This is a genomic window from Baekduia sp. (genome assembly GCF_035996765.1).
Classification (GTDB): domain Bacteria; phylum Actinomycetota; class Thermoleophilia; order Solirubrobacterales; family Solirubrobacteraceae; genus Baekduia.
This window is the reverse complement of sequence record NZ_DASYJG010000048.1, coordinates 1-18,776: the sequence shown is the minus strand read 5'-3', so window position 1 is coordinate 18,776 and position 18,776 is coordinate 1. Positions and strand designations below refer to the sequence as shown.

Genomic DNA, 18,776 nt, shown 5'->3' with positions numbered 1-18,776 from the left:
GCGAGCCGGCCCTGCGCTCGGTGGCCGGCTACCTCGAGCGGGCGCGGGCCGCGCTGGGCGTCGAGGAGGGCGAGACGGCCTTGTTCCTGAGCAAGTCCGGGCGGAGACTCTCAACATCGGACGTCAGGCGCCGACTACGGGTTTGGACGCGGAAGGTTGCCATCCCCGGTCGCGTCTCTCCCCACGCTTTGCGTCACTCATTCGCAACCCATCTGCTCGAAGGCGGCGCCGACCTCCGCGTCATCCAGGAGCTGCTCGGCCACGCCAGCATCTCAACGACCCAGATTTACACTCGGGTAGAGTCAGCGCGCCTGCGCGACGCCTATGCGAAAAGCCATCCCAGGGCGTAGGCGACGAGCACCATGGAAACGAACGTCAAGGCCATCGAGCTCAGGGACCTGTGGCGCCGGTACAAGGCGACCGGCGACGTCCAGGCTCGCGAGCGTCTGGTCGTGGCGTACTCGCCGCTCGTCAAGTACGTCTCGGGCCGCATGGCGTCCGGCCTGCCGGCGCACGTCGAGGAGTCCGACCTCATCTCCTACGGGCTGGTCGGCCTGATCAGCGCGATCGAGCGCTTCGATACCACGCGCGAGATCAAGTTCGAGACCTACGCGATCACCCGCATCAAGGGCGCGATCATCGACGAGCTGCGCTCCCTGGACTGGGTGCCGCGCTCCGTCCGCGCCAAGGCGCGCGAGATCGAGAAGGCCAACACCAAGCTCGAGCACCAGCTGCAGCGCGCGCCGACCGACGAGGAGATGTCGGGCGAGCTCGGCGTCAGCGTCGACGACTTCCAGGAGTCGCTGCTGCAGATCTCCAACTCCACGGTCGCAGCGCTGGACGAGCTCTGGACGGTCGGCGACTCCTCGGGCGACGCGGTCTCGCTGCTGGACACCCTGACCGACGAGAACGCGCCGGACCCGGCGGCGGTCATGGACCAGACCGACCTCAAGGATCGCGTGGCCGACGCGATCGCGCGCCTCCCCGAGCGCGAGAAGCTCGTGGTCGCGTTGTACTACTACGAGAACCTCACGCTGCGCGAGATTGGTGAGGTCCTCGGCGTGACCGAGTCGCGCATCTCGCAGCTGCACACGAAGGCCGTCCTTCGCCTTCGGTCGCGTCTGCTCGAGCAAGAGTAGGACCGCCGGCACACCTCGCGGTTGCGAGCTTGTGCGCATCAGCGCTAGGTTCGCTGCAACCCGAACATCAGGCCGCGTGCCTGGGCATGCGGTCTCCGAGGAAAGGAGCCTGGCATGCACAAGGCTGCGGACCGCATCCGCAACGTGGCCCTCGTCGGTCACCGCGGCAGCGGCAAGACCTCGCTGTTCGAGGCGCTGCTCTTCCAGGCGCAGGCCACCACGCGCCTCGGCAGCGTCGCGGACGGCACATCCCTGTCGGATTCTGAGCCTGACGAGCAGGCGCGCGGCATGTCGATCGGCGCCGCGCTGAACTCGTTCGAGTGGCAGGACCGGCGCATCAACCTGCTCGACACGCCCGGTGAGCCGAGCTTCGTGGCCGACGCGCTCGGCGCCCTGCGCGTCTGCGAGTCGGCCGTCTTCGTCGTCAACGCCGTCATGGGCGTCGAGGTCTCGACCGTCCGGCTGTGGGAGCGGGCGACCGAGCTCGACCTCGCGCGCATGGTGTACGTCAACATGCTCGACCGCGAGCGCGCGGACTTCTTCCGCTCGCTGGAGTCCTTGAAGAGCGCTTTCGGGCCGCATGTCGTCGCGGTGGAGATCCCGATCGGCAGCGAGCAGGACGTCCGCGGGGTCATCGACCTCGTCGACATGAAGGCCTATGAGTACAGCGACGTCTCACGCGACAACTGTCAGGAGATTCCGATCCCCGACGACCTGCTCGCCCAGGCCGAGGAGTACCGCGAGAAGTTGATGGACGAGGTCGCCGAGGTCAGCGACACGCTGATGGAGCGCTACCTCGAGGGCACCGAGATCGCCCATGATGAGATCGTCGCCGCGCTCAAGGACGGCACCAACCACGGCGGGCTCTTCCCGGTCGTGTGCGGCGTCGCCACGCGCAACCTCGGGACCAACCGGCTGCTGGACGCGATCGTCGAAGACCTGCCGTCGCCGGTCAAGCATGGGGTCATGGAGGTCGCCGACCACGGTGCGCTGGAGCCGGTCGAGGACAAGGAGCTGTTCGCCTACGTCTTCAAGACGCGCGCCGACACCTTCGCCGGGCGCATCAACCTGTTTCGCGTCTACCAGGGCGTGATGGCTCACGACAGCCACGTGCTCAACACGCGCTCGCATCACAAGGAGCGTGTCGGCCAGCTGCTGCGCTTCAGCGGCAAGGAGACCGAGACGGCCGACGAGTTCGGGCCCGGCGACATCGGCGCGGTGGCCAAGTTGAAGGAGACGCGCGCTGGCGACTGGCTGGCCTCACGCGACGAGCCGATCGCGATGCCGGCGATCAAGCTGCCGGCGCCGGTGATGGCGTTCGCGATCGAGCCGAAGAACAAGGGCGACGAGGAGAAGGTCTTCACCGCGCTGCGGCGGCTGCAGGAGGAGGACCCCACGATCGACCTGCACCGCGACCAGCAGACCGGTGAGGAGATCGTCGCGGGGCTGTCGCAGATGCACGTCGAGGTGATCGTCGACCGCCTGAAGTCGCGCTTCGGGGTCGAGGTGGCGCTCAAGCCGCCGCGCGTGCCCTACCAGGAGTCGATCCGCAAGCCGGCCAAGGCCCACGGGCGCCACAAGAAGCAGACCGGCGGGCGCGGGCAGTTCGGCGACTGCCACATCGAGATCGCCCCGCACGAAGACGACTTCGAGTTCGTCGACGCGATCAAGGGCGGCGTGATTCCGCACGGCTACATTCCGGCCGTCCAGAAGGGCGTGGTGGAGGCGATGGCCCACGGGCCGGTCGCGGGCTATCCGCTCAAGGGCGTCCAGGTCCGGCTGATCGACGGCAGCTACCACGCGGTCGACTCCTCCGAGCACGCGTTCAAGACCGCGGGCGCGATCGCGATGCGCCAGGCGATGGAGCAGGCCGGCGCGGTCCTGCTGGAGCCGATCATGCACGTGACGCTGTCGGTGCCCGAGGACTCGGTCGGCGACGTGATCGGCGACCTGAACTCGCGGCGCGGGCGCCCGCAGGGAATGGAACCGTCTGCCGCAGGCATGACCGAGGTCAAGGCCGAGGTGCCGATGGCCGAGCTGCTCACCTACGCGCCGGACCTGCGCTCGCTCACCGGCGGACAAGGCGACTACACGATGGAGTTCGCGCGCTACGAGGAGGTCCCGGGCCACCTTGCGGCCAAGGTCATCGCGTCGGCCACCCACGAGGAAGAGGCGGTGCGCGCCTAGGCTGACACGACGCATCACGGCTTGCGGTCAGCCGTCGCCGGCGGTCACGTTGCTACCCTCGGCAACGACTTGACCCGCAAGTCGATCACCACCAATCCTGCCGTCATCACGTGTGACGTCTGTGGCCGCACGCTGTTGCGCGGCGAGCACCACGACGTCTTCATCGGCGGCGGCCAGCGCCGTAGCGTCTGCGAGCTCTGCACCGGGCGCGCCGTGCACGAGGGCTGGATCCGCGAGGGCCTCGACGATGTCGTCGCCCGCAGTCGCGAGAACCGACGCGGTGGATCGCTGCTCTCGCGCCTGCGCAGCCGTCGCGCTCCTGAGCTGTCCCCCGACCAATTGCCGAGCGATCCGTTCGCCGCTGACGGTGCCTACGAGCATCCTCCAGAGCCCGCCGGCGGCTATCCGGAGGACGAGTACGTCCTGGAGCCGGAGCCCGCTGAGCCGCGCTACGCCGCGCCTCCAGAGCCGCGGCCCGACCGCGAGCCCGAGGCCGAAGCAGCCGAGCCGACCGACCACACGCTCTATGAGTCGCGCTCGGTGCGCGGCGTGCCGACCAACGCGGAGCTGAAGGTCGCCCGCGCGATGGAGCTCTTCAACGGGTCTCCGCAGGTCCGCACCGTCGCCGGCGTCGCGCGCTCGCTGGGCGCGCCGATCGTCAGCGCGCGGCCGTCGCGCACCGAGGGCAGCGTGGTGACGATCGTCGTCGCGTGGGAGCTCTCCTGGTACCGCTTCGAGGTGGACCTCGGCAACGAGGCGGCGGGCGTTCGCGTCACCGCCCAGGGCTCGGAGCTCTCCGAGCTGGACACGATCGACCAGACGCCCAACGCGGCGGCCGACGACGGCGGTCGCTTGCACCCCGCCGCGTCGCTGGCCTAGGGTTCGCTGCGCCGATGATCTTCTGCGTCGTCCCCGAAGAGCTGGCGCCCGACCTCTACGACCAGCTGTCGTCGTATTACGCCGACGATCCGCACGTCGAGGTCATCATCGACCGCCGCAAGTCCGAGCGCCGCGATGGCCAGGCCGAGAACGGCTCCCACCGCCGCGAGCTCCGCGACCGGCGCCGCTCGCGCGTGCCGGGCGAGTTCCCGCAGCTCGACCCGGAATGAGGCGATGAAGGTCGTCGTCCACGTCGACGGCGGCGCGCGCGGCAACCCGGGCCCGGCCGCTGCGGCGGCTGTCCTGTCGGATGCCGCCGGCGGTCAGGTCATCGACGAGGCCACCGAGTACCTCGGCCACACCACCAACAACGTCGCCGAGTACCGCGGGCTGCTGCTGGGCCTCGCGCGCGCTGCCGCGCTGGGCGCCACAGCGGTCGAGGTCGTCAATGACTCAGAGCTCGTCGCCAAGCAGGTCAACGGCGAGTACAAGGTCAAGCATCCCGACATGAAGGCCTTGCACGCGCAGGCGCTCGAGGCCTTGGCGGGGTTCGAGACCTGGGCGATCCGCAGCGTCCCGCGCTCCAAGAACGCCGATGCCGACGCGCTGGTCAACCAGGCGCTCGACGCGGCGCGTGAGGGATGAGGTCCGGCGGAGGATCCGACTTGAACACGTGCGTCACGATGTTCCGAAGCTCCGGTCGCAGCGACAGCAGCGGCGCCGGATCGCCATCCACCTCGCTGAACATCGCGCTGATCATCTCGCGCGACATCCGTCCAAAGCTGTCCTCGAAGACGTCGGACCACAGCGCGAGCCACGCCGCTCGATCCTCTGAGGGCAGTGATCGCAGCCAGCTTGCAGCCTGGACGAGAGCGAGCGACAGGAGACCTTCCGGGGGCGGTCGATCGTGGTCGCGGATCCACGTTGCGGCGGTCGTGGCCAATCTCGGCTCGAAGCCGGCCACCTCGGTCGCCCAGTTCTCGAGGACCAACGTGGAGTACACCCGGTCCAAGCTCCGCACGCTATCGGCCACATTTGGCTCTTGGTGCTCGATGATCTGCGCCAGCATGCCCGGGCGTATGAGCAGGCGTGCCATCGCTGTGAACCAGGGTTGGTCAGCTGGAGCGACTCCCTCCGCCCCCACGCGCCATCCCTCAGGTGCGTGGGTGAGGATCATGCGCAGCGCGAGTTGGGGATCGTCCATACGCGTCCCGTGGTCGCCCAAGCTGTAGTACACCTCCTCCAGCAGGTGCGGATCGATCGGCTCTCCTGCGCGTGCGGCCGCGAGCGCCTCGACGTACTGCGTGGTCGCCGCGTCGCTGCGACCTGCCTTGTCAAGAACCCGGCCCAGCCATAGGCGGCCCGTGACGGCTCCCTCCGCGCTTCGTCCGTGCTGTTGCTCGATGAGCGAGATCGCCGAGTGGGCGCTGGCAACGGCGTCGTCGAGCCGGCCGATGCGTGAATAGGTGACCGCCAGCCATCTGTGGGCCGCCGCGTGTTCGAGCGGCTGCAGGACCGCGACGCGGACCGGTGAGGCGACGACGGCCTCGAGGAGTCGCGCCGCCCTCAGGTCGTTCTTCGCCTCGTAGGCTTGGACCCCGGCGAGCAGGAGGAGGATGGTGGCCTCGTGGCCTTCTGCGCCCGCAGCGATGATGAGGTCGTTGAACAGCTCCTCGCACAGCTCGCTGGCCTCGGTAGGCCGGTCCGCTTCCACTGCCCAACTCGCGAGCATCCGCTTGGTGTCCAGCGTGTCGGGATGGTGCGGGCCGAGCTGGTCGATGCGCCTTCTGAGCACCGTGGTCGCTCGATTGCGGGCCTCTTCGGGACGGCCGACGCACATCGTGAGGAACGCGCCGGCGTCCTCGATGGCGAGCTGCAGGGCAACCTCGTCTTCCATCCTCGCCACGACCGGACGAATATGCTCGATGAGGTCAAAGTAGTCGACGAAATCCTCCAACCCGGCAATCCAGTTGACGGTCATGAGGGCCAGCGCTGCACGGTCGAGCGTCGCGCTCTGCTCCGGAAGCGCGGCATACGCGGCCAGTAGACCCCCGCGAACCGCGTTCGCGTGACCAGTGGGCGTCGGCGGTTCAGTGCCAACAGCCGAAACTGCCGCTGTGGCGACCTTGCGGATGGCGACCCGGTGAGCGGTCGGGGCAGCGGCAATGCGGCGCTCGAGGACGACGTTGGCCGCTTGCGCGTCTTCCAGCACGCCGATGACGGCAACCTCGGCAGCGATCGCGGCGAGCTGGCTACGCACGCCTCCTGCCGAGTCCTGTCGGTGGTCATCGAGCCAAAGCCGTGCGTCGGCAAGCAACTCGTGCGGATCCCCGCTGGCATAGCGTCGAGCGGTGGTCAGCGGTGCGGCGTCGGTGACGATCGCGTCGACAAGGTACTTCTCAGCGATCGACTGGGGCTCGGCGCCGGCGAGGTAGCGGCGTCGCTCGGCGAGCGAGTACCACTCGCGCAGGAAGCCGACGATCATCTCCAGGCCCTCGCTGTCGGCGCTGCGGTACTGCAAATGATGGCGCAGCATCGGCTCGCGGATCTCGTACCACGTGATCCGTTGATCGGTGCCCGGGATCTTGCTTCGGCGGACCCATCGCGTGGTGAGCAACCGGTTGAGCGAGGTGGTTGCGCTTGCACGGTCAAGCCCGCAGGCATCGGCGAGGTCGGTGGCGGTCCTCATGCCGTTGGCGATGACTTGCACGTTGCCTCCAGCCCGCATCTGCGACGTCCGGCACAACTCCACCACGAGCTTGCGCTCGTTGCGGCCGAGACTTCCGAGACGCTCCTGGTAGTACGGCACCAGCTCATCGAGCAGCGCCGTCGCGAGTGGTACCAGTTCGTCCAGGACCTCGACGGTGAGGCAGCATGCCAACACCATCCAGATGCGTGGTGAGCCGCCCGCCAGATGCGTGACGGCCTGCAGCCGAGCGAACGCGGCCGGTGTCTCGAGGAAGTGGGCGAGCTTCTCGTCGTCGGCCACAAGGGCGAGCCTGCGAAGAAGCTCGGCGCCCTGGGCGATGTCAAGGTCGTCGAGCACCTCCGCGCCGAACGCGCCATACCACGGTTGCGCGTGGTCAGAGACAGCTTCGAACAGCAACGGTGTCGAGGCCAACAACATCACGCGGCCTGACGTCTCGGTGAACGCGCGCAGCCGCCCTTGGTCCGCCGGGCCCAAGTCGTCGAAGATACGGTCGAGGTTCTCGATGACGAGCAACAAGACGCGATCGCCGAGTGCCGAGAGAACGATTGACTCCAGCGCTGTCGCGTCGCGACGTTGCGCGCGCGCTGCGTCGACCAGGTCGGCGACGCGTGCTGGATCGACAGCGGCGAGGCGCTGGATGACGGCAAAGAGCAGGTCCGGGTAGGAGACCACTTCGGGCGCGTCTTCCGGAAGCGTGACGGCCACGACGCGTGACGCGGTCGTCTCATCGGACAGTGCGCGATGGACGACCACACGAAGAAGATGGGTCTTGCCGCTGCCGCGAGGTCCAACGACCAGCACGTGTGGTCGGTCGTCGCTGGTCGCCGCGGCGGCGATGCGTGCGCCGATGCGGTCAATGACATCTTCGCGCCCGACCGTTCTCTCCAGCAACTCGTCGGGGTCGACCACGGTCGGCGTGAAGACGGGGAGGCGTGCCCGGCGTGCGCGGGGATTGGTCATCGACGCAACTCGATCCATGCGCGCCGGATGAGGTCGAAGGCGAAGCGTCGGTGCTCGTCCTCGCGGATGAGGTAGTGATCGTCCTCCAAGCGCTCGAGGACGTCTCGCACTCGTTGATCGTCGACCACCTCGGGGCCGGCGCTCGTGCGGGCTCGCTGAGAGATCGTCACGAGGCTCGCCGGACCTGCGTCGACCGCGACGGCGTCGAGGATCGCATGGGCGAGCGAGGCCTCCGAGCCGTAATACAAAGGCAGTCGATCGCGGTAGTGCCGGAGGTCCCACGGGTCGTCGGGCGCCGTGAGGGCCGCGTGGACCACGTGGTCGACGTCGTCTGGGACGAGGCTGCCACTCGATCTCTGCATCAGGCTCTGCACGATCTTGTGGATGTAGTACGGAACGCCTTCGACGGTGGCCGAGATCCGTTCAGCGATCAGCTCGTCGTGGGGAAGGCCCTGGCCGAAAAGTAGGCAGGTGGCGAGGTACGTCCCGTCAGCGGCGTCCAGAGGACCGAGCTGTGCTCGAGCGGTGTCGTTGAGTACGCCAGACGCTTCACGGATCACGTGGTGGAACCCAACTGAGCCTAAGCACAGCATGCGAAATCCGTCGTGTTCGGAGCGTAGACGGCGCAGGAGATGCAGGGCGGCCGTGCCCCCTTGCGAGCCCGGACCGTGCTCGTTGACGTAGCGTGCGAACAGTGGCAGCTCGTCAAGGATCAGGAGCAGTCGGTCCTCAGCGGCCTTGAGGGCCGCCTCGATGACCTCTTCGAATCGACGACTCTCAGTTGCCCCGTTCAACTGCATTGGGCCAACGGCGACAGTGGTTCGCTTGCGGATCTCCCGCGCGGCGCGCAGCAGCGGTCCATCGAGGCGCTCGAACATGCGCGTAAGCGCTTCTGCGAGCTCATCGACGGTCCGGTATCCCTCGGCGCTGAGGCGGACGACGGTCCAGCCTTGCTCGCGAGCGAGCGGCTCGACGAGGCGAGCGAGGGAGGTCTTGCCCATGCGTCGTTCCCCGGTCAGGACCACGCTCTGTGAGAGCAGCATGGTGAAGACGTCGTCTCGGGCCCGTTCTCGCCCGACGATGTGATCGAGGGAGAGCGTTCCGCCAGCGTTCACAGGGATGGGTCGGATGGCTCGCATGACGGCGACCGTAACACATAACAAACTCGTTAGATAGCGAGCATGTTAGATAGCAGCGATGGGCTCTATTCTGCGATGCGGCGCTGAGGGCAGGTGGGCGGTGAGCGGACCCTCACTAGTGTGGACGGACGACGCCTGTCAGGCGACGGCCACGATCTCCACACCCGCCGCCTCGAGCACGTCGCGCCCGTCGAGGACCGCGTAACCGCGGCGGTAGTAGAGCTTCGCGATGCCCGCGTTGGCGATCAACTTCGCGCACGGGGGACACGGGAAGTCGGTGACGTAGATCGCCGCGCCGGCGGTGGCCCGACCGTCGCGGGCGGCCTGGGCGATCAGCGCGGCCTCGGCGTGCGTGGCGGTCGAGAGCTCGAGCTCGACGCCTTGGGTGAAGTTGCTGCGCGGGTCGCCGGCGGCGTAGGGGGCCAGCTCGTGAGGATGATGGACGTTGGTGGCGGTCGCCACCGTGCCATCGGCGAAGCGCAACGCGGAGCCGACCTGGCGCCACCAGTCGACGCTGCGGGCGGCTGCGCCTTGCGCGGCGTCTTCCAGCTCGGCGACGAGGACGTCCTCGGCGACCGATGCCACCGGCTGCGGGTCGAGCATCTGCACCGTCTTGGTCTTGTCCCAGCGCAGGAAGACCGGGTCATAGCGGACCGCGGCGCGGGGGAAGAACCGCTCGACGACCTGGTAGCTGACGTCCTCGGCGGGGAGGACCAGCGATGGGTCTTGCGCCGCCAGCGCCTCGGCGCCCGCGACGTCGAGCACGGCCACCGAGGACGCGATCCCCCAGCCCGCGATCGCCGTTGCCGCGTCGGTCGCGGGCAGCGCGCGCACGTCCTTGGCCAGCGGCCGGTAGTCGGCGTACAGCTCGGGTCCGATGACGTACAGGGCTCGGTCCTTGGCGTGGCGCTCGAAGAAGCGCCGGTAGCCCTCGTGCAGGACCGGGACGTAGGCGAGGACGACTTCGGTCATCCCCGCCGGATCGTCTCGTCGATCAACCCGGGGAGGATCTGGGCGAGCTTGGGGCCGAGCTTGTCGCCGAGGTTCATGTACATCTGCCGGATGCGCTCTGAGGTCGTCACCGACGCCTGGCGCTCGATGACGGCGATCTCGCCGACGATCTCCCCGAGCTGGGCCAACTCGTCGTCGGTGTAGGAGTGGTCGGCGGTGAGGACCAGGACATCGGGCTCGACCGCCTTGATCAGGCCCCAAGCCGGATCCTCGTCCTGCTTGAGGTAGATGAGGTCGACCGGGCGCTGGTGGGCCAAGAGCTCGAGCCGCTCGTCCTCGGGGACCATCGGCCGGTCGTCGCCCTTGCGCCGGCGGATCTTCGCGTCGCTGTCGACGCCAACCACCAGGATCCCGCCGAGCTCCTTCGCGCGCGCGAGGTACTTGACGTGGCCGAGGTGGATCAGATCGAACGAGCCCGACGTGAGCACGACGCGGTAGTCCAATCCCTTGAGGTGGGACACGGTGCGCGTCATCTCCTCCAGGGATCCGACGAGCCGGTCCTCGAAGTTGACGCCCGGGCTCAGGACGCCGCTGGTCGACATGCGGTGCAGGATAGAGGCGTGCACGGCGGATCGTTCGGGCCTTGAGGGTCCGTCCGCCACGCCCTCCACCATCTTCGGTCCTGCATGCCCAACTACCTGCCCTACGACGAGCGCCGCCCGAGCACCCAGTACCAGGATCTCCTGCGCACGATCCGCGACGACGGCGTGCGGGTCGAGACCAAGCAGGGGGAGGGGGCGCTGGCCGTCGCCGGGGTGCAGATGCGCTTCCCGATGGCCCACGGGGCGGCCGTGATCACCGAGCGCTCGATCGCCGGCTTTGCCAACAAGGCGATCGGCGAGCTGTGCGCGTTCATCAACGGCGCCAGGACGCTGGAGGAGCTGGCGGCGTTCGGCTGCGACTGGTGGGACGCGTGGGCGACGCCGGAGAAGACGGCCGCGCGCGGCCTCGCGCCGGGCGATCTCGGCCCCGGCTCCTACGGCCACGCGTTCAAGAACTTCACCACCAACATCGATGATCCGGAGGACCCGGGCTTCGACCAGCTGCCGCATCTGATCCAGAAGCTCAAGGACCTGCCGCTGGATCGCACGGCGGTGATGAGCCCGTGGATTCCGGTGGCCAACCACCGCGAGGCCGACGTCAAGTCGCGCAACACGATCGCGCCGTGCCACGGCTGGATCCACGCGCTCGTGTTCAACGACCAACTGCACGTGGTCCACAACCAGCGCAGCGGCGACACGCCGATCGGCGTCCCGTCCAACATGGCGCAGTACACCGCGCTGGGGTTGATGATCGAGCAGCTCACGGGCTACGAGTTCGTCGAGTACGTGCACTGGATCCAGTACGCCCACATCTACGCCAACCAGTTCACGGCGGTCGATGAGATCCTGTCGCGCGAGCCGCGCGCGCTGCCGACGCTGCGCCTGACCGAGGCCGGCCGGCGCATCACCGACATCCATGACTTCCGGGCCGAGCACTTCATGTTGGAGGACTACGACCCGCACCCGGCGATCCGCGACATCCCGGTGTTGACCTGATGGGGGTGTCGCTTGTGGTGGCCTACGCGTGCAACGGGGTGATCGGGCGTGACGGTGGCCTGCCGTGGCACCTGCCGAGCGACATGCGGCACTTCCGCGAGTTGACGACGGGCGGCACGGTGGTCATGGGGCGCAAGACCTATGCCTCGATCCCGGACAAGTTCCGGCCGCTGCCGGGGCGGCGCAACATCGTGTTGAGCCGGGATGCGGCGTTTGTCGCGTTGGGCGCCGAGGTGTTCCCAAGCTTGGCGGCGGCGCTGGATGCCTGCGGGTGGGACTGCTTTGTCATCGGAGGTGGCGCGACGTACGGCGAGGCGCTGCCGCACGCTGAGCGGGTGTACGCGACCGAGGTCGCCTCGGACGTCGAGGGGGACACCGTGTTCGCGCCGCTGTCTGACGCTGAATGGGCCTGCGTGAGCAGCGGCGAGCCGATCGCCGAGAACGGCCACGAGTTCCGGATCCGGGTCTATGAGCGACGCTGACCGCCTCTATCACCTGCCGGCCGCGCGCAGCGAGGACCAGCGGGCCTACATGGAGGGATTGGAGGCCGCCGGCGTCTGTGTCTTCTGTCCGGAGCATTTCGAGGCCTACCACCGCGAGCCGATCGCGTTCAGCGGCGAGCACTGGTACGTCACCGAGAACGACTATCCGTATGCGGGCGCGGCCGCCCACTACCTGATCGTGCCGCACCGCCACGTGATCTCGTTCGACGAATTGCCCGATGAGGCGGGCGCGGAGCTGTGGGCGATGAAGCGTCGGTTGCGCGAACAGCTGGCGCCGCTGGCCACCGCCACCGTCGAGCGCTCGGGCGACATGCGCTACAACGGCGGCTCGGTCGCGCACCTGCACACGCACTTCGTGGCTTTGAAGGCGTCGCCGGAGGCGACGGTGCGGTTCAAGGTCAGCGAGCTGGGGCCGGACGGCTGAGAACCAGTCGCGTCGGGCTCGGGCGAGAGGGGCGCCGCCTGACGGAGACGGACCTTCATCGTCGTGCCGGCGCGCGCGGCGATCCGGGGGATAGCTGTAGTGCGTGCGGGGCGGGTGCGGGCCTACCCTGGTGATGTGGCTTCCGTGCTGGATGAGGAGCGGCATCGCGGTGGCGGCGTCGTTTCCGCCGCCGGCCGGCCGCGCGCGCTTGTGCGTCGCGTCCACGAGGGACTCCAGCGGCACCGGCGCATCGTCGCCGTGGTGGGCTCGCTTACCGCGGCCGGCGTTCTTGCTTTCGTCCTCGCCGGACACCGCGACGACTTCGCCACGGCACTCTCTCGTGCCTCGCTCGGAGTGCTCGCACTGGCGGCTGCCCTGCAGGTGGTTGCGCTGCTCGCGCGCACCGAGGCGTGGCACCGAACGATCGAGGCCGCTGGCGGCACGGTCGCGCGCCGTCCGTTGTACCGGGCGTCGAGCATGGGCTACGTCGGAAGCCTGCTCAACGCACAGCTTGGGACCGTTGCGCGCATCACGGCGCTGCGGCGCTCCAGCCCCGCCGACGCGCCCGGCGTCGCGACGCTGCTGGCCGCCGAGCTCCCGATCCTGGCGATCGAGGCCGGCCTCGCCGCGCTGACCTCGGTGACGCTGGTCGGCCCGCTCGGCCTGCCGTGGTGGTGCCCGATCATCTTCGTGGCGGTGATCGGTGCGATCACGTTCGGGTTGCGTCATTTGAGCGTACGCGCCGCCCGCCCGCTCTGGCAGGGGCTGACGATCCTGCATCGGCTCAAGGACGGCCGCCGGCTGTTCCTCTTGGTGTTGATCGCGGTCTTCGCGCAGATCGCGCGCAACTGGCTGCTGCTGCACGCCGTCGGCGTGAACGCATCGATCTTCGACGCGATCGCCGTGTTGATTGCCATGGTTGCCATCGGCCAGCTGCCGGTCGGCCCGAGCGTCGGCGCGGGAGCGACCGTGCTCATCTTGGGGCACAACGGCGTGGCCGCCGCAGCAGCCGCCGGCGTCCTGGCAACCGCGACCGGCCTCGTCGGCGGTCTGTCCTTCGCGGCATGGGCCACCGGCGATCGCCTGTGGATGCGGCGTGGACGTTTTGCAGAGCCGGGGCCGAAGCGGGTACAGTCGGCCATCCGGGTTGAACATCAGGTTCAACCATCAGCGCCAGCGCCCGCAGTCGTTGCCTTCACCAGCACCCTCCGCGTCTCGCAGGACATCAACCAACAGGAGGGCCGCTCCATGGCCACCGGCACCGTCAAGTGGTTCAACGACGACAAGGGCTTCGGCTTCATCACCCCCGACGACCAGGGCAAGGACCTGTTCGTCCACCACTCCGGCATCGCCGGCGACGGCTTCAAGTCGCTGGCTGAGGGCGCACGCGTGTCGTATGACGCCGAGCAGGGCCCGAAGGGGCCGGCTGCGGTGAACGTGGCGCCGGCCTAGGTCGACACCAAGCACTTGGAGTTCTCGGCGGCCCCTCTCCAGGTTTGGAGGCGGGCCGCCGTGCGTCCTTGGCTCAGTTGCGCAGCGTCGTCGCCGCGCGCGGGTCCGCGCCGGCGTCGAAGACGAACGTTGAGCCGATCTTGTCGTGCAGGCACTGCTTCCTCGGGTCCCACAGGCACCAGATGGCATCCACGAATCCGTAAATCCCACACGTGATCAGGTTCGGCAGCGACCGGCCAACCGCCTCGCGCAGCAGACCGTTGACGAGGGTCATCGGCTCGCCACTTTGGTGAACGACCCGGAGTCCGGCGACCTGCTTGCCGAGCGTCTGGCCATTGTTGGCTCCCTCACGCATCATCAGCAGCGGGGCGTAGAGCGCGATTGCGGCGAGATACAGAATTCCGACCAGCGCGCTGCCGACGTCGCTGTCGCCGACGGCGAAGACCACCAGCACGAGCGGGATGCCGACCACGAAGCCGTCGATCAGCGCCGCGCCGAACCGCGCGGCGCGTGAGCCGAGCGCAGCATCGCCCAACGAGCTCTGCTGCCAGGTTGGCGGTGGCGCGAACCCGGTCGGTGGTGGTCCCGATGGCGGTGGGGGTGCGGACGGCGGCGGTGGCGTCGAGACGTGATCATCGGGAGGCAGGCTCACAGGACCCTTTCGGTAGCGGCAGTTGGCGGCGGCGCACCTGATCGATGCGCGGCGATCACCCTATTCGTGTGGTCAGATGACTGTGCACCACACTTTGGTCTGGGAACGTCCGCTTTGTGGACTGTCGCTTGATCCGGGCTTGACGCGTGCCGGGGCCCATCGTCTATGGTCATCGATCGAGTGCCGGTGACCGTCCTTCAGCAGGGTCTGCGCACAGACGTCCGGACGGCGACGCTCGTGGCGCTGGCCGCGGCCGCGCCATTTGCCGTTGGCCGGCTGGCAGGCGGTCTGCTGGTTGGTGGCGGAACGGCGCTCAGCGAGCACGTCTGGTGTCCGTTTCGTGCAGCCACGGGGGTTCCGTGTCCGCTCTGCGGCGCGACACGATCGGTGGTCCTCGCCAGCCATGGCGACATGGCCTTCTTGAGTTACAACCCGGTCTGGGTCGTCGTCCTGATCGCCCTTGCCGTCCTTGGCGCACTCGCGGCGCTGGCCGGGCGGAGCCTCCCGCAACCACGGCCAATCGTCGGTCGCATGCTCGTCGGCTCAGTTGTGGCGGTGGCGTGGACCTGCGCCCTTGTGCACCGCCAGGCGATCACCGGCATCTGATCCCGAGTCCAGCAGCGCACGAAGGAGACGCTTTCCCATGGCAGCAACGACCAGCATCGTCCAGGTGCACTCCGCGCAAGAGCTCGAATCGGCGGTGACCAACTACGTCGCACTGGGCTTCGTCGTGAGCAACCGCACGCCCGACTCCGCGGTGATGTACAAGCGCAAGGAGTTCAGCGCGGTCTGGGCCATCGTCGGGCTGGTGTTCTGCTTGCTGCCGCTGCTGATCTACCTCATCGTCTACGCCGTCGAGCGCGATCAGATGGTGGAGATCCGTCTCGCGGGCTCAGGCTCGGGCGCGCCGGCGCAGATGGGGCCAGGTGCGGGCGATCCGCGCATGTCCGACGATCGTCACTACTGGTGGGACGGATCGTCGTGGCGCAGTGCTGAAACGGAGGCACCTCCCGCCGCACGCCGGTCCGACGACGGGCACTACTGGTGGGACGGGACTGAGTGGCGGCGCGTGCCGGAGGGTGAGCCGCCGGCGAGCACGGCGGAGACGGGGCTTTGGGCGCCGCCTGAGCCTGACTGAGGACTGCAGACGTGGCGATCACCATCGAAGTCCGAGAGTGGGGCACGACCGTCAGGAATCGCGCTGAACTGGTCGGGCCGATCGCGTAGATCGACCCGGGCACGCGTGCGTTGGGGTTGGCACGGTCCGTTCGCGACGACCGTGAGGCCGAGCGCTACTGGTCGGTGCGCCAGGGGGCCGCCGGTGGGCGTAGCGCCCCTCCAATCGTCCCAATGAGTCAATCGACGCCGCCATGGAGGCCGAAGAATGGCCGCTTGAACGACGAACACCCTGCGATTTGCAGGGTGTTCGGGGCGAAGCGGCTGAAGAGACTCGAACTCTCGACCTTCTGCATGGCAAGCAGACGCTCTAGCCAACTGAGCTACAGCCGCGTAAGGCGGCAGTCTAGCGAAGGTCTCGGCCTGGAGGGGTTCTCATCTGCGGTGCTTCCGCGCCGTGCGTAGCAAGCCGGTTCATCCCCACGACGCCGCCCCGTCTGCCTCGTCCCACTCTTGCTCCGGATGGTCTTCCGCATACGCTGCGCGCCCATCCCACTTCGCCGCCGACGACGGTCCCGGCATCCGACCGCCGTCGTCCCAGCCGATGCGCAGCGCGATGCCCGCAAGGAGCAGCAGCGCACAAGGCACGCCGACGAGCAGCGCCGTGATCGAGAAGCCGCCGACATCGGCCACGACCGACGCCACCGAGACACCCAGCGGCAGCAGCACCGTCCACCAGCGCGGGACGATCAGGCCGAAGCCGAGGTGGACGACCGCCAGCGCTGCGAGCAGCGGCAGCCAGGGGTCGTCGCCGATCGCGAGTAGCAAGGCGAGGACGACGGCGCCCACCGCGACGGCGTAGGTCGCCACGATCGCGAGGGGCTTGAGCGGTGCGCGCACGCGGCGAAGTATCGAGATCGGCCCGGACGGCGGGTACTCGGGCTCCATCAACCGCCGAGACTGTTGCCGCCGGAGCTGACGCCGGGTGCGTTGACCCGTGAGCCGGGGGGCCTGCCAACGCCGCTCGTCGCTCCCATGTCCGCTGCCGCCTTTGGCGTGTTGACCGCCGGGCTCGGCGCTCCCCCGGAAGCCGGTCCCACATCGCGCGGCAGATACCTTGCCCGTGAGTATGACCTCAGCGGGTTGACCGAGATCGTGTGCCCGTTGATCGACAGTCTGTCCTGCAGTCCAGCGAGCACCGGCAGTGTCACGATCTTGGTGACACGCTCCGGGTCGAGTTGGCATTGGCCCCCGCCCAGCCGCAGGAGGCCGGTGCGCAACACCGTTCCGTCGCGTTGCTGCGGCTTGCGAATGCCAGCCAGTACGTCGACGGCGGCGTCGAGTCTTGCTGGGCTGCTCGCGAGATCGAGACGGTGTGCGTAGTCCCGGACCCGATCGATGTTGCGGTTCCACGCACGTGTCGTCTTGCGCTCGGTGGCACTCAGGACTCGCGGAACCTCGAGCGAGGCGAACATGGCGAGGTCGTGTTCGCCGTCGCGCAGACTGCGCAGCGTGCTCTCCAGCAGCGCGTCACGCTGCGCGAGCGTGGTCTTTGCCTTGTGCAGTCGCCGTGCAAGCCTGCCGGCCTCTTCGGCCCGCTCCTGCTCGTGACGGTTGATTTCGCCGCACACCGTTGCGATCGACTGCTGGTACTGCGGCAAGGAGGCTTGTGCGCTGCCGGAATGCTTGGGGACGACCTCGTCGGCCAAGGTGGCCATGCCGGTCCCGACGCCGACGATCGTCCCCAGTGTGGCCAGCCACACCCGCGCGCGTCGAGACAGGCCACGGAAGCCTCTCCCGGGCGGCGGGTTCGACGGCTGGGAACTCGCGCGATCTCTGGATCGCTGGTTGCGGCGGGCCATGGCGTCCTTTCCTGCCAACTGCCGCGCCTATTAGACACGGGACCGGCTCCGACGTCAATCGTGGTGCTCAGCGGCGAGAAGCGTTGAGGCCGACTGAGTCTGCGCACAGGTCACCATCGGAACCCGCTCGCATCGGCGAGATGCCTGATCTTCAGACTCTCGCGAAAGGCGCCGACCAGAATCGAACTGGTGTAAACGGCTTTGCAGGCCGCTGCGTAGCCACTCCGCCACGGCGCCGGGTGGATACGGAAGGGTAGATGGTCCGTCGGTCGCGCGTCCGGTCGGAGGTTGCCAACGCGTCTGACCAGGACGAACAACGACCCAGGGAGGCCCGCATGCCCAACATCTACGAGCCGGAGTTCGAGGTCGAGCAGGACAGCGAGCCCTACGTCTGGCAGCGCGCGCTCCTCGGCCGCGCCGCCGGCGCCGAGCGCCTTGGCGCGTCGCTGTTCGCCCTCCCGCCGGGCGGGACGACGTTCCCGCTGCACGCCCATCTCCATAACGAGGAGCTCCTGATCGTCGTCGCCGGTGCGCCGACGCTGCGGACCCTCGAGGAGGAGCGGACACTCGCACCTGGCGAGGTCGTCGCCTTCCCCGCAGGCCGCGCGGGCGCCCACCAGTTGCGCAACGACTCCGACCAGCCCGTCTCGCTGCTGATCGTCTCGACGATGGTCGCCCGCCCGAGATCAACCTCTTCCCGGACACCGACGAGATCTGGGTCCGCGACTACATCCCGGGCACCACCGCGCCCGACGGCGCCTTCGACGCCAAAGCACCGCTGCCCCGCGGCGGTTGCTAATCTTCCCGAACCCCAGGGGCGATTAGCTCAGCTGGGAGAGCGCCTGCTCGACAAGCAGGAGGTCACTGGTTCGAGCCCAGTATCGCCCATCGCAGAAGCCCCGCTCCGGCGGGGTTTTTGTGTTTTTCTGGCCAATTCTTCTGGCCAATTCGTCGGTCGAGGCCAGCAAGCCCGATGTGCAGCGCGGCGCAAGCTGTGAGGAGCCACTCGATCACACGGCCTGGACCTACGCGCGCACGATGGGGCGGGGTTGCTGCTGTGCGATCCCGAACCGCGCGGCAGAACCTTTGGCATGGGGACCCACTTGCAAGTAGGTCGAGTCGTTGACGAGCGGACCTCCCATCTCCGAGGCGGCTCCAATGTACGCAGATGCACGCAGATGTACGCGAATGCACGCAATTCCGT

20 protein-coding genes, 3 tRNA genes and 3 pseudogenes are annotated in these 18,776 nt (G+C 68.3%); 16 read left to right on the top strand and 10 right to left on the bottom strand.

What is annotated here, in order from left to right; all coding sequences use genetic code 11:
* The 6 genes from VGO10_RS11670 to VGO10_RS11645 form a co-directional block, all read left to right on the top strand.
* The coding region (locus VGO10_RS11670) for a tyrosine-type recombinase/integrase (RefSeq protein WP_327468425.1) at positions 1 to 350 on the top strand (350 nt) is incomplete at its 5' end.
* A gap of 12 nt (positions 351 to 362) precedes the next feature.
* Entirely contained in the window at positions 363 to 1,139 is a 777-nt protein-coding gene (whiG, locus tag VGO10_RS11665) for an RNA polymerase sigma factor WhiG (RefSeq protein WP_327468423.1), read from the top strand.
* Positions 1,140 to 1,253: 114 nt separating this feature from the next.
* Positions 1,254 to 3,326 (top strand): elongation factor G, encoded by a 2,073-nt coding sequence (gene fusA / locus VGO10_RS11660; protein ID WP_327468421.1) that lies wholly within the window; start codon positions 1,254 to 1,256, stop codon positions 3,324 to 3,326.
* Positions 3,327 to 3,395: 69 nt separating this feature from the next.
* Positions 3,396 to 4,205: a hypothetical protein gene (locus VGO10_RS11655; protein ID WP_327468419.1), complete on the top strand. Its 810-nt coding sequence runs from the start codon at positions 3,396 to 3,398 to the stop codon at positions 4,203 to 4,205.
* A 14-nt stretch (positions 4,206 to 4,219) separates the two neighbouring features.
* A complete protein-coding gene (locus VGO10_RS11650) occupies positions 4,220 to 4,435 on the top strand; it encodes a hypothetical protein (protein WP_327468417.1) in 216 nt (71 codons plus the stop codon).
* Between the two features lie 4 nt (positions 4,436 to 4,439).
* Positions 4,440 to 4,850: a reverse transcriptase-like protein gene (locus tag VGO10_RS11645; protein ID WP_327468415.1), complete on the top strand. Its 411-nt coding sequence runs from the start codon at positions 4,440 to 4,442 to the stop codon at positions 4,848 to 4,850.
* On the opposite strand, the gene VGO10_RS11640 is transcribed toward VGO10_RS11645, so the two are convergent.
* The 5 genes and pseudogenes from VGO10_RS11640 to VGO10_RS11620 form a co-directional block, all read right to left on the bottom strand.
* Positions 4,816 to 7,824 carry an AAA family ATPase gene (locus tag VGO10_RS11640; protein ID WP_327468413.1) on the bottom strand — a complete coding sequence of 1,003 codons (3,009 nt, stop codon included), beginning with the start codon at positions 7,822 to 7,824 and terminating at the stop codon, positions 4,816 to 4,818. The two genes, VGO10_RS11645 and VGO10_RS11640, sit on opposite strands and share 35 nt — an antisense overlap.
* A gap of 47 nt (positions 7,825 to 7,871) precedes the next feature.
* The gene (locus VGO10_RS11635; protein ID WP_327468411.1) at positions 7,872 to 8,435 is read right to left on the bottom strand and encodes a hypothetical protein; all 564 of its coding nucleotides are present in this window, start codon (positions 8,433 to 8,435) and stop codon (positions 7,872 to 7,874) included.
* Positions 8,436 to 8,633: 198 nt separating this feature from the next.
* Positions 8,634 to 8,918 (bottom strand): annotated as a pseudogene (locus VGO10_RS21820) (hypothetical protein); the annotation flags it as partial.
* Positions 8,919 to 9,152: 234 nt separating this feature from the next.
* Entirely contained in the window at positions 9,153 to 9,986 is an 834-nt protein-coding gene (locus VGO10_RS11625) for a deaminase (protein ID WP_327468407.1), read from the bottom strand.
* Entirely contained in the window at positions 9,983 to 10,567 is a 585-nt protein-coding gene (locus tag VGO10_RS11620; RefSeq protein ID WP_327468405.1) for an adenylyltransferase/cytidyltransferase family protein, read from the bottom strand. Before VGO10_RS11620 ends, VGO10_RS11625 begins: the two co-directional genes overlap by 4 nt.
* 84 nt (positions 10,568 to 10,651) lie before the next feature.
* On the opposite strand from VGO10_RS11620, the gene thyA reads away from it, so the two are divergent.
* From thyA to VGO10_RS11595, 5 genes and pseudogenes are all read left to right on the top strand, one after another.
* Positions 10,652 to 11,563 carry a thymidylate synthase gene (gene thyA, locus VGO10_RS11615; protein ID WP_327468403.1) on the top strand — a complete coding sequence of 304 codons (912 nt, stop codon included), beginning with the start codon at positions 10,652 to 10,654 and terminating at the stop codon, positions 11,561 to 11,563.
* Complete coding sequence (locus VGO10_RS11610) at positions 11,563 to 12,045, top strand: dihydrofolate reductase (RefSeq protein ID WP_327468401.1); 483 nt, start codon at positions 11,563 to 11,565, stop codon at positions 12,043 to 12,045. Before thyA ends, VGO10_RS11610 begins: the two co-directional genes overlap by 1 nt.
* Positions 12,032 to 12,490 (top strand): HIT family protein, encoded by a 459-nt coding sequence (locus VGO10_RS11605; protein WP_327468399.1) that lies wholly within the window; start codon positions 12,032 to 12,034, stop codon positions 12,488 to 12,490. Before VGO10_RS11610 ends, VGO10_RS11605 begins: the two co-directional genes overlap by 14 nt.
* Positions 12,491 to 12,553: 63 nt before the next feature.
* Positions 12,554 to 13,498 (top strand): annotated as a pseudogene (locus VGO10_RS11600) (lysylphosphatidylglycerol synthase domain-containing protein); the annotation flags it as partial.
* A gap of 240 nt (positions 13,499 to 13,738) precedes the next feature.
* A complete protein-coding gene (locus tag VGO10_RS11595; RefSeq protein WP_327468428.1) occupies positions 13,739 to 13,942 on the top strand; it encodes a cold-shock protein in 204 nt (67 codons plus the stop codon).
* A gap of 73 nt (positions 13,943 to 14,015) precedes the next feature.
* Here the strand turns inward: VGO10_RS11595 and VGO10_RS11590 are convergent, their stop codons facing one another.
* Entirely contained in the window at positions 14,016 to 14,414 is a 399-nt protein-coding gene (locus tag VGO10_RS11590) for an RDD family protein (RefSeq protein WP_327468397.1), read from the bottom strand.
* Between VGO10_RS11590 and VGO10_RS11585 the strand changes: the two genes are divergently transcribed.
* The 3 genes from VGO10_RS11585 (at position 14,404) to VGO10_RS11575 (ending at position 15,732) form a co-directional block, all read left to right on the top strand.
* Positions 14,404 to 14,574: a hypothetical protein gene (locus VGO10_RS11585; protein ID WP_327468395.1), complete on the top strand. Its 171-nt coding sequence runs from the start codon at positions 14,404 to 14,406 to the stop codon at positions 14,572 to 14,574. The genes VGO10_RS11590 and VGO10_RS11585 overlap by 11 nt on opposite strands.
* Positions 14,575 to 14,780: 206 nt before the next feature.
* Complete coding sequence (locus VGO10_RS11580) at positions 14,781 to 15,200, top strand: DUF2752 domain-containing protein (protein ID WP_327468393.1); 420 nt, start codon at positions 14,781 to 14,783, stop codon at positions 15,198 to 15,200.
* Positions 15,201 to 15,237: 37 nt separating this feature from the next.
* Positions 15,238 to 15,732, top strand: a complete 495-nt coding sequence (locus VGO10_RS11575; RefSeq protein ID WP_327468391.1) for a hypothetical protein — start codon at positions 15,238 to 15,240, stop codon at positions 15,730 to 15,732.
* 297 nt (positions 15,733 to 16,029) lie between these two features.
* Here VGO10_RS11575 and VGO10_RS11570 read toward each other — a convergent pair.
* The 4 genes from VGO10_RS11570 to VGO10_RS11555 all read right to left on the bottom strand — a co-directional run bounded on the left by VGO10_RS11570 (position 16,030) and on the right by VGO10_RS11555 (position 17,809).
* Positions 16,030 to 16,103: transfer RNA gene (locus VGO10_RS11570), tRNA-Gly, on the bottom strand.
* Between the two features lie 81 nt (positions 16,104 to 16,184).
* Positions 16,185 to 16,610 carry a hypothetical protein gene (locus tag VGO10_RS11565; RefSeq protein WP_327468389.1) on the bottom strand — a complete coding sequence of 142 codons (426 nt, stop codon included), beginning with the start codon at positions 16,608 to 16,610 and terminating at the stop codon, positions 16,185 to 16,187.
* Between the two features lie 47 nt (positions 16,611 to 16,657).
* Positions 16,658 to 17,572: a hypothetical protein gene (locus VGO10_RS11560; protein ID WP_327468386.1), complete on the bottom strand. Its 915-nt coding sequence runs from the start codon at positions 17,570 to 17,572 to the stop codon at positions 16,658 to 16,660.
* 166 nt (positions 17,573 to 17,738) lie between these two features.
* Positions 17,739 to 17,809, bottom strand: a tRNA-Cys gene (locus tag VGO10_RS11555).
* Positions 17,810 to 17,829: 20 nt separating this feature from the next.
* Here VGO10_RS11555 and VGO10_RS21815 point away from each other — a divergent pair.
* Together VGO10_RS21815 and VGO10_RS11550 are read left to right on the top strand one after the other, a co-directional pair.
* Positions 17,830 to 18,222, top strand: a pseudogene (locus VGO10_RS21815) (cupin domain-containing protein); the annotation flags it as partial.
* Positions 18,223 to 18,387: 165 nt separating this feature from the next.
* Positions 18,388 to 18,460 (top strand) — tRNA-Val (locus VGO10_RS11550).
* Positions 18,461 to 18,776 lie beyond the last annotated feature (316 nt).

Coding starts and splice junctions, on each gene's coding strand:
- whiG (WP_327468423.1), top strand. CDS start 363: ATGGAAACGAACGTCAAGGCCATCGAGCTCAGGGACCTGTGGCGCCGG.
- fusA (WP_327468421.1), top strand. CDS start 1,254: ATGCACAAGGCTGCGGACCGCATCCGCAACGTGGCCCTCGTCGGTCAC.
- VGO10_RS11650 (WP_327468417.1), top strand. CDS start 4,220: ATGATCTTCTGCGTCGTCCCCGAAGAGCTGGCGCCCGACCTCTACGAC.
- VGO10_RS11645 (WP_327468415.1), top strand. CDS start 4,440: ATGAAGGTCGTCGTCCACGTCGACGGCGGCGCGCGCGGCAACCCGGGC.
- VGO10_RS11625 (WP_327468407.1), bottom strand. CDS start 9,986: ATGACCGAAGTCGTCCTCGCCTACGTCCCGGTCCTGCACGAGGGCTAC.
- VGO10_RS11620 (WP_327468405.1), bottom strand. CDS start 10,567: ATGTCGACCAGCGGCGTCCTGAGCCCGGGCGTCAACTTCGAGGACCGG.
- thyA (WP_327468403.1), top strand. CDS start 10,652: ATGCCCAACTACCTGCCCTACGACGAGCGCCGCCCGAGCACCCAGTAC.
- VGO10_RS11610 (WP_327468401.1), top strand. CDS start 11,563: ATGGGGGTGTCGCTTGTGGTGGCCTACGCGTGCAACGGGGTGATCGGG.
- VGO10_RS11605 (WP_327468399.1), top strand. CDS start 12,032: ATGAGCGACGCTGACCGCCTCTATCACCTGCCGGCCGCGCGCAGCGAG.
- VGO10_RS11595 (WP_327468428.1), top strand. CDS start 13,739: ATGGCCACCGGCACCGTCAAGTGGTTCAACGACGACAAGGGCTTCGGC.
- VGO10_RS11585 (WP_327468395.1), top strand. CDS start 14,404: ATGCCGACCACGAAGCCGTCGATCAGCGCCGCGCCGAACCGCGCGGCG.
- VGO10_RS11575 (WP_327468391.1), top strand. CDS start 15,238: ATGGCAGCAACGACCAGCATCGTCCAGGTGCACTCCGCGCAAGAGCTC.
- VGO10_RS11560 (WP_327468386.1), bottom strand. CDS start 17,572: ATGGCCCGCCGCAACCAGCGATCCAGAGATCGCGCGAGTTCCCAGCCG.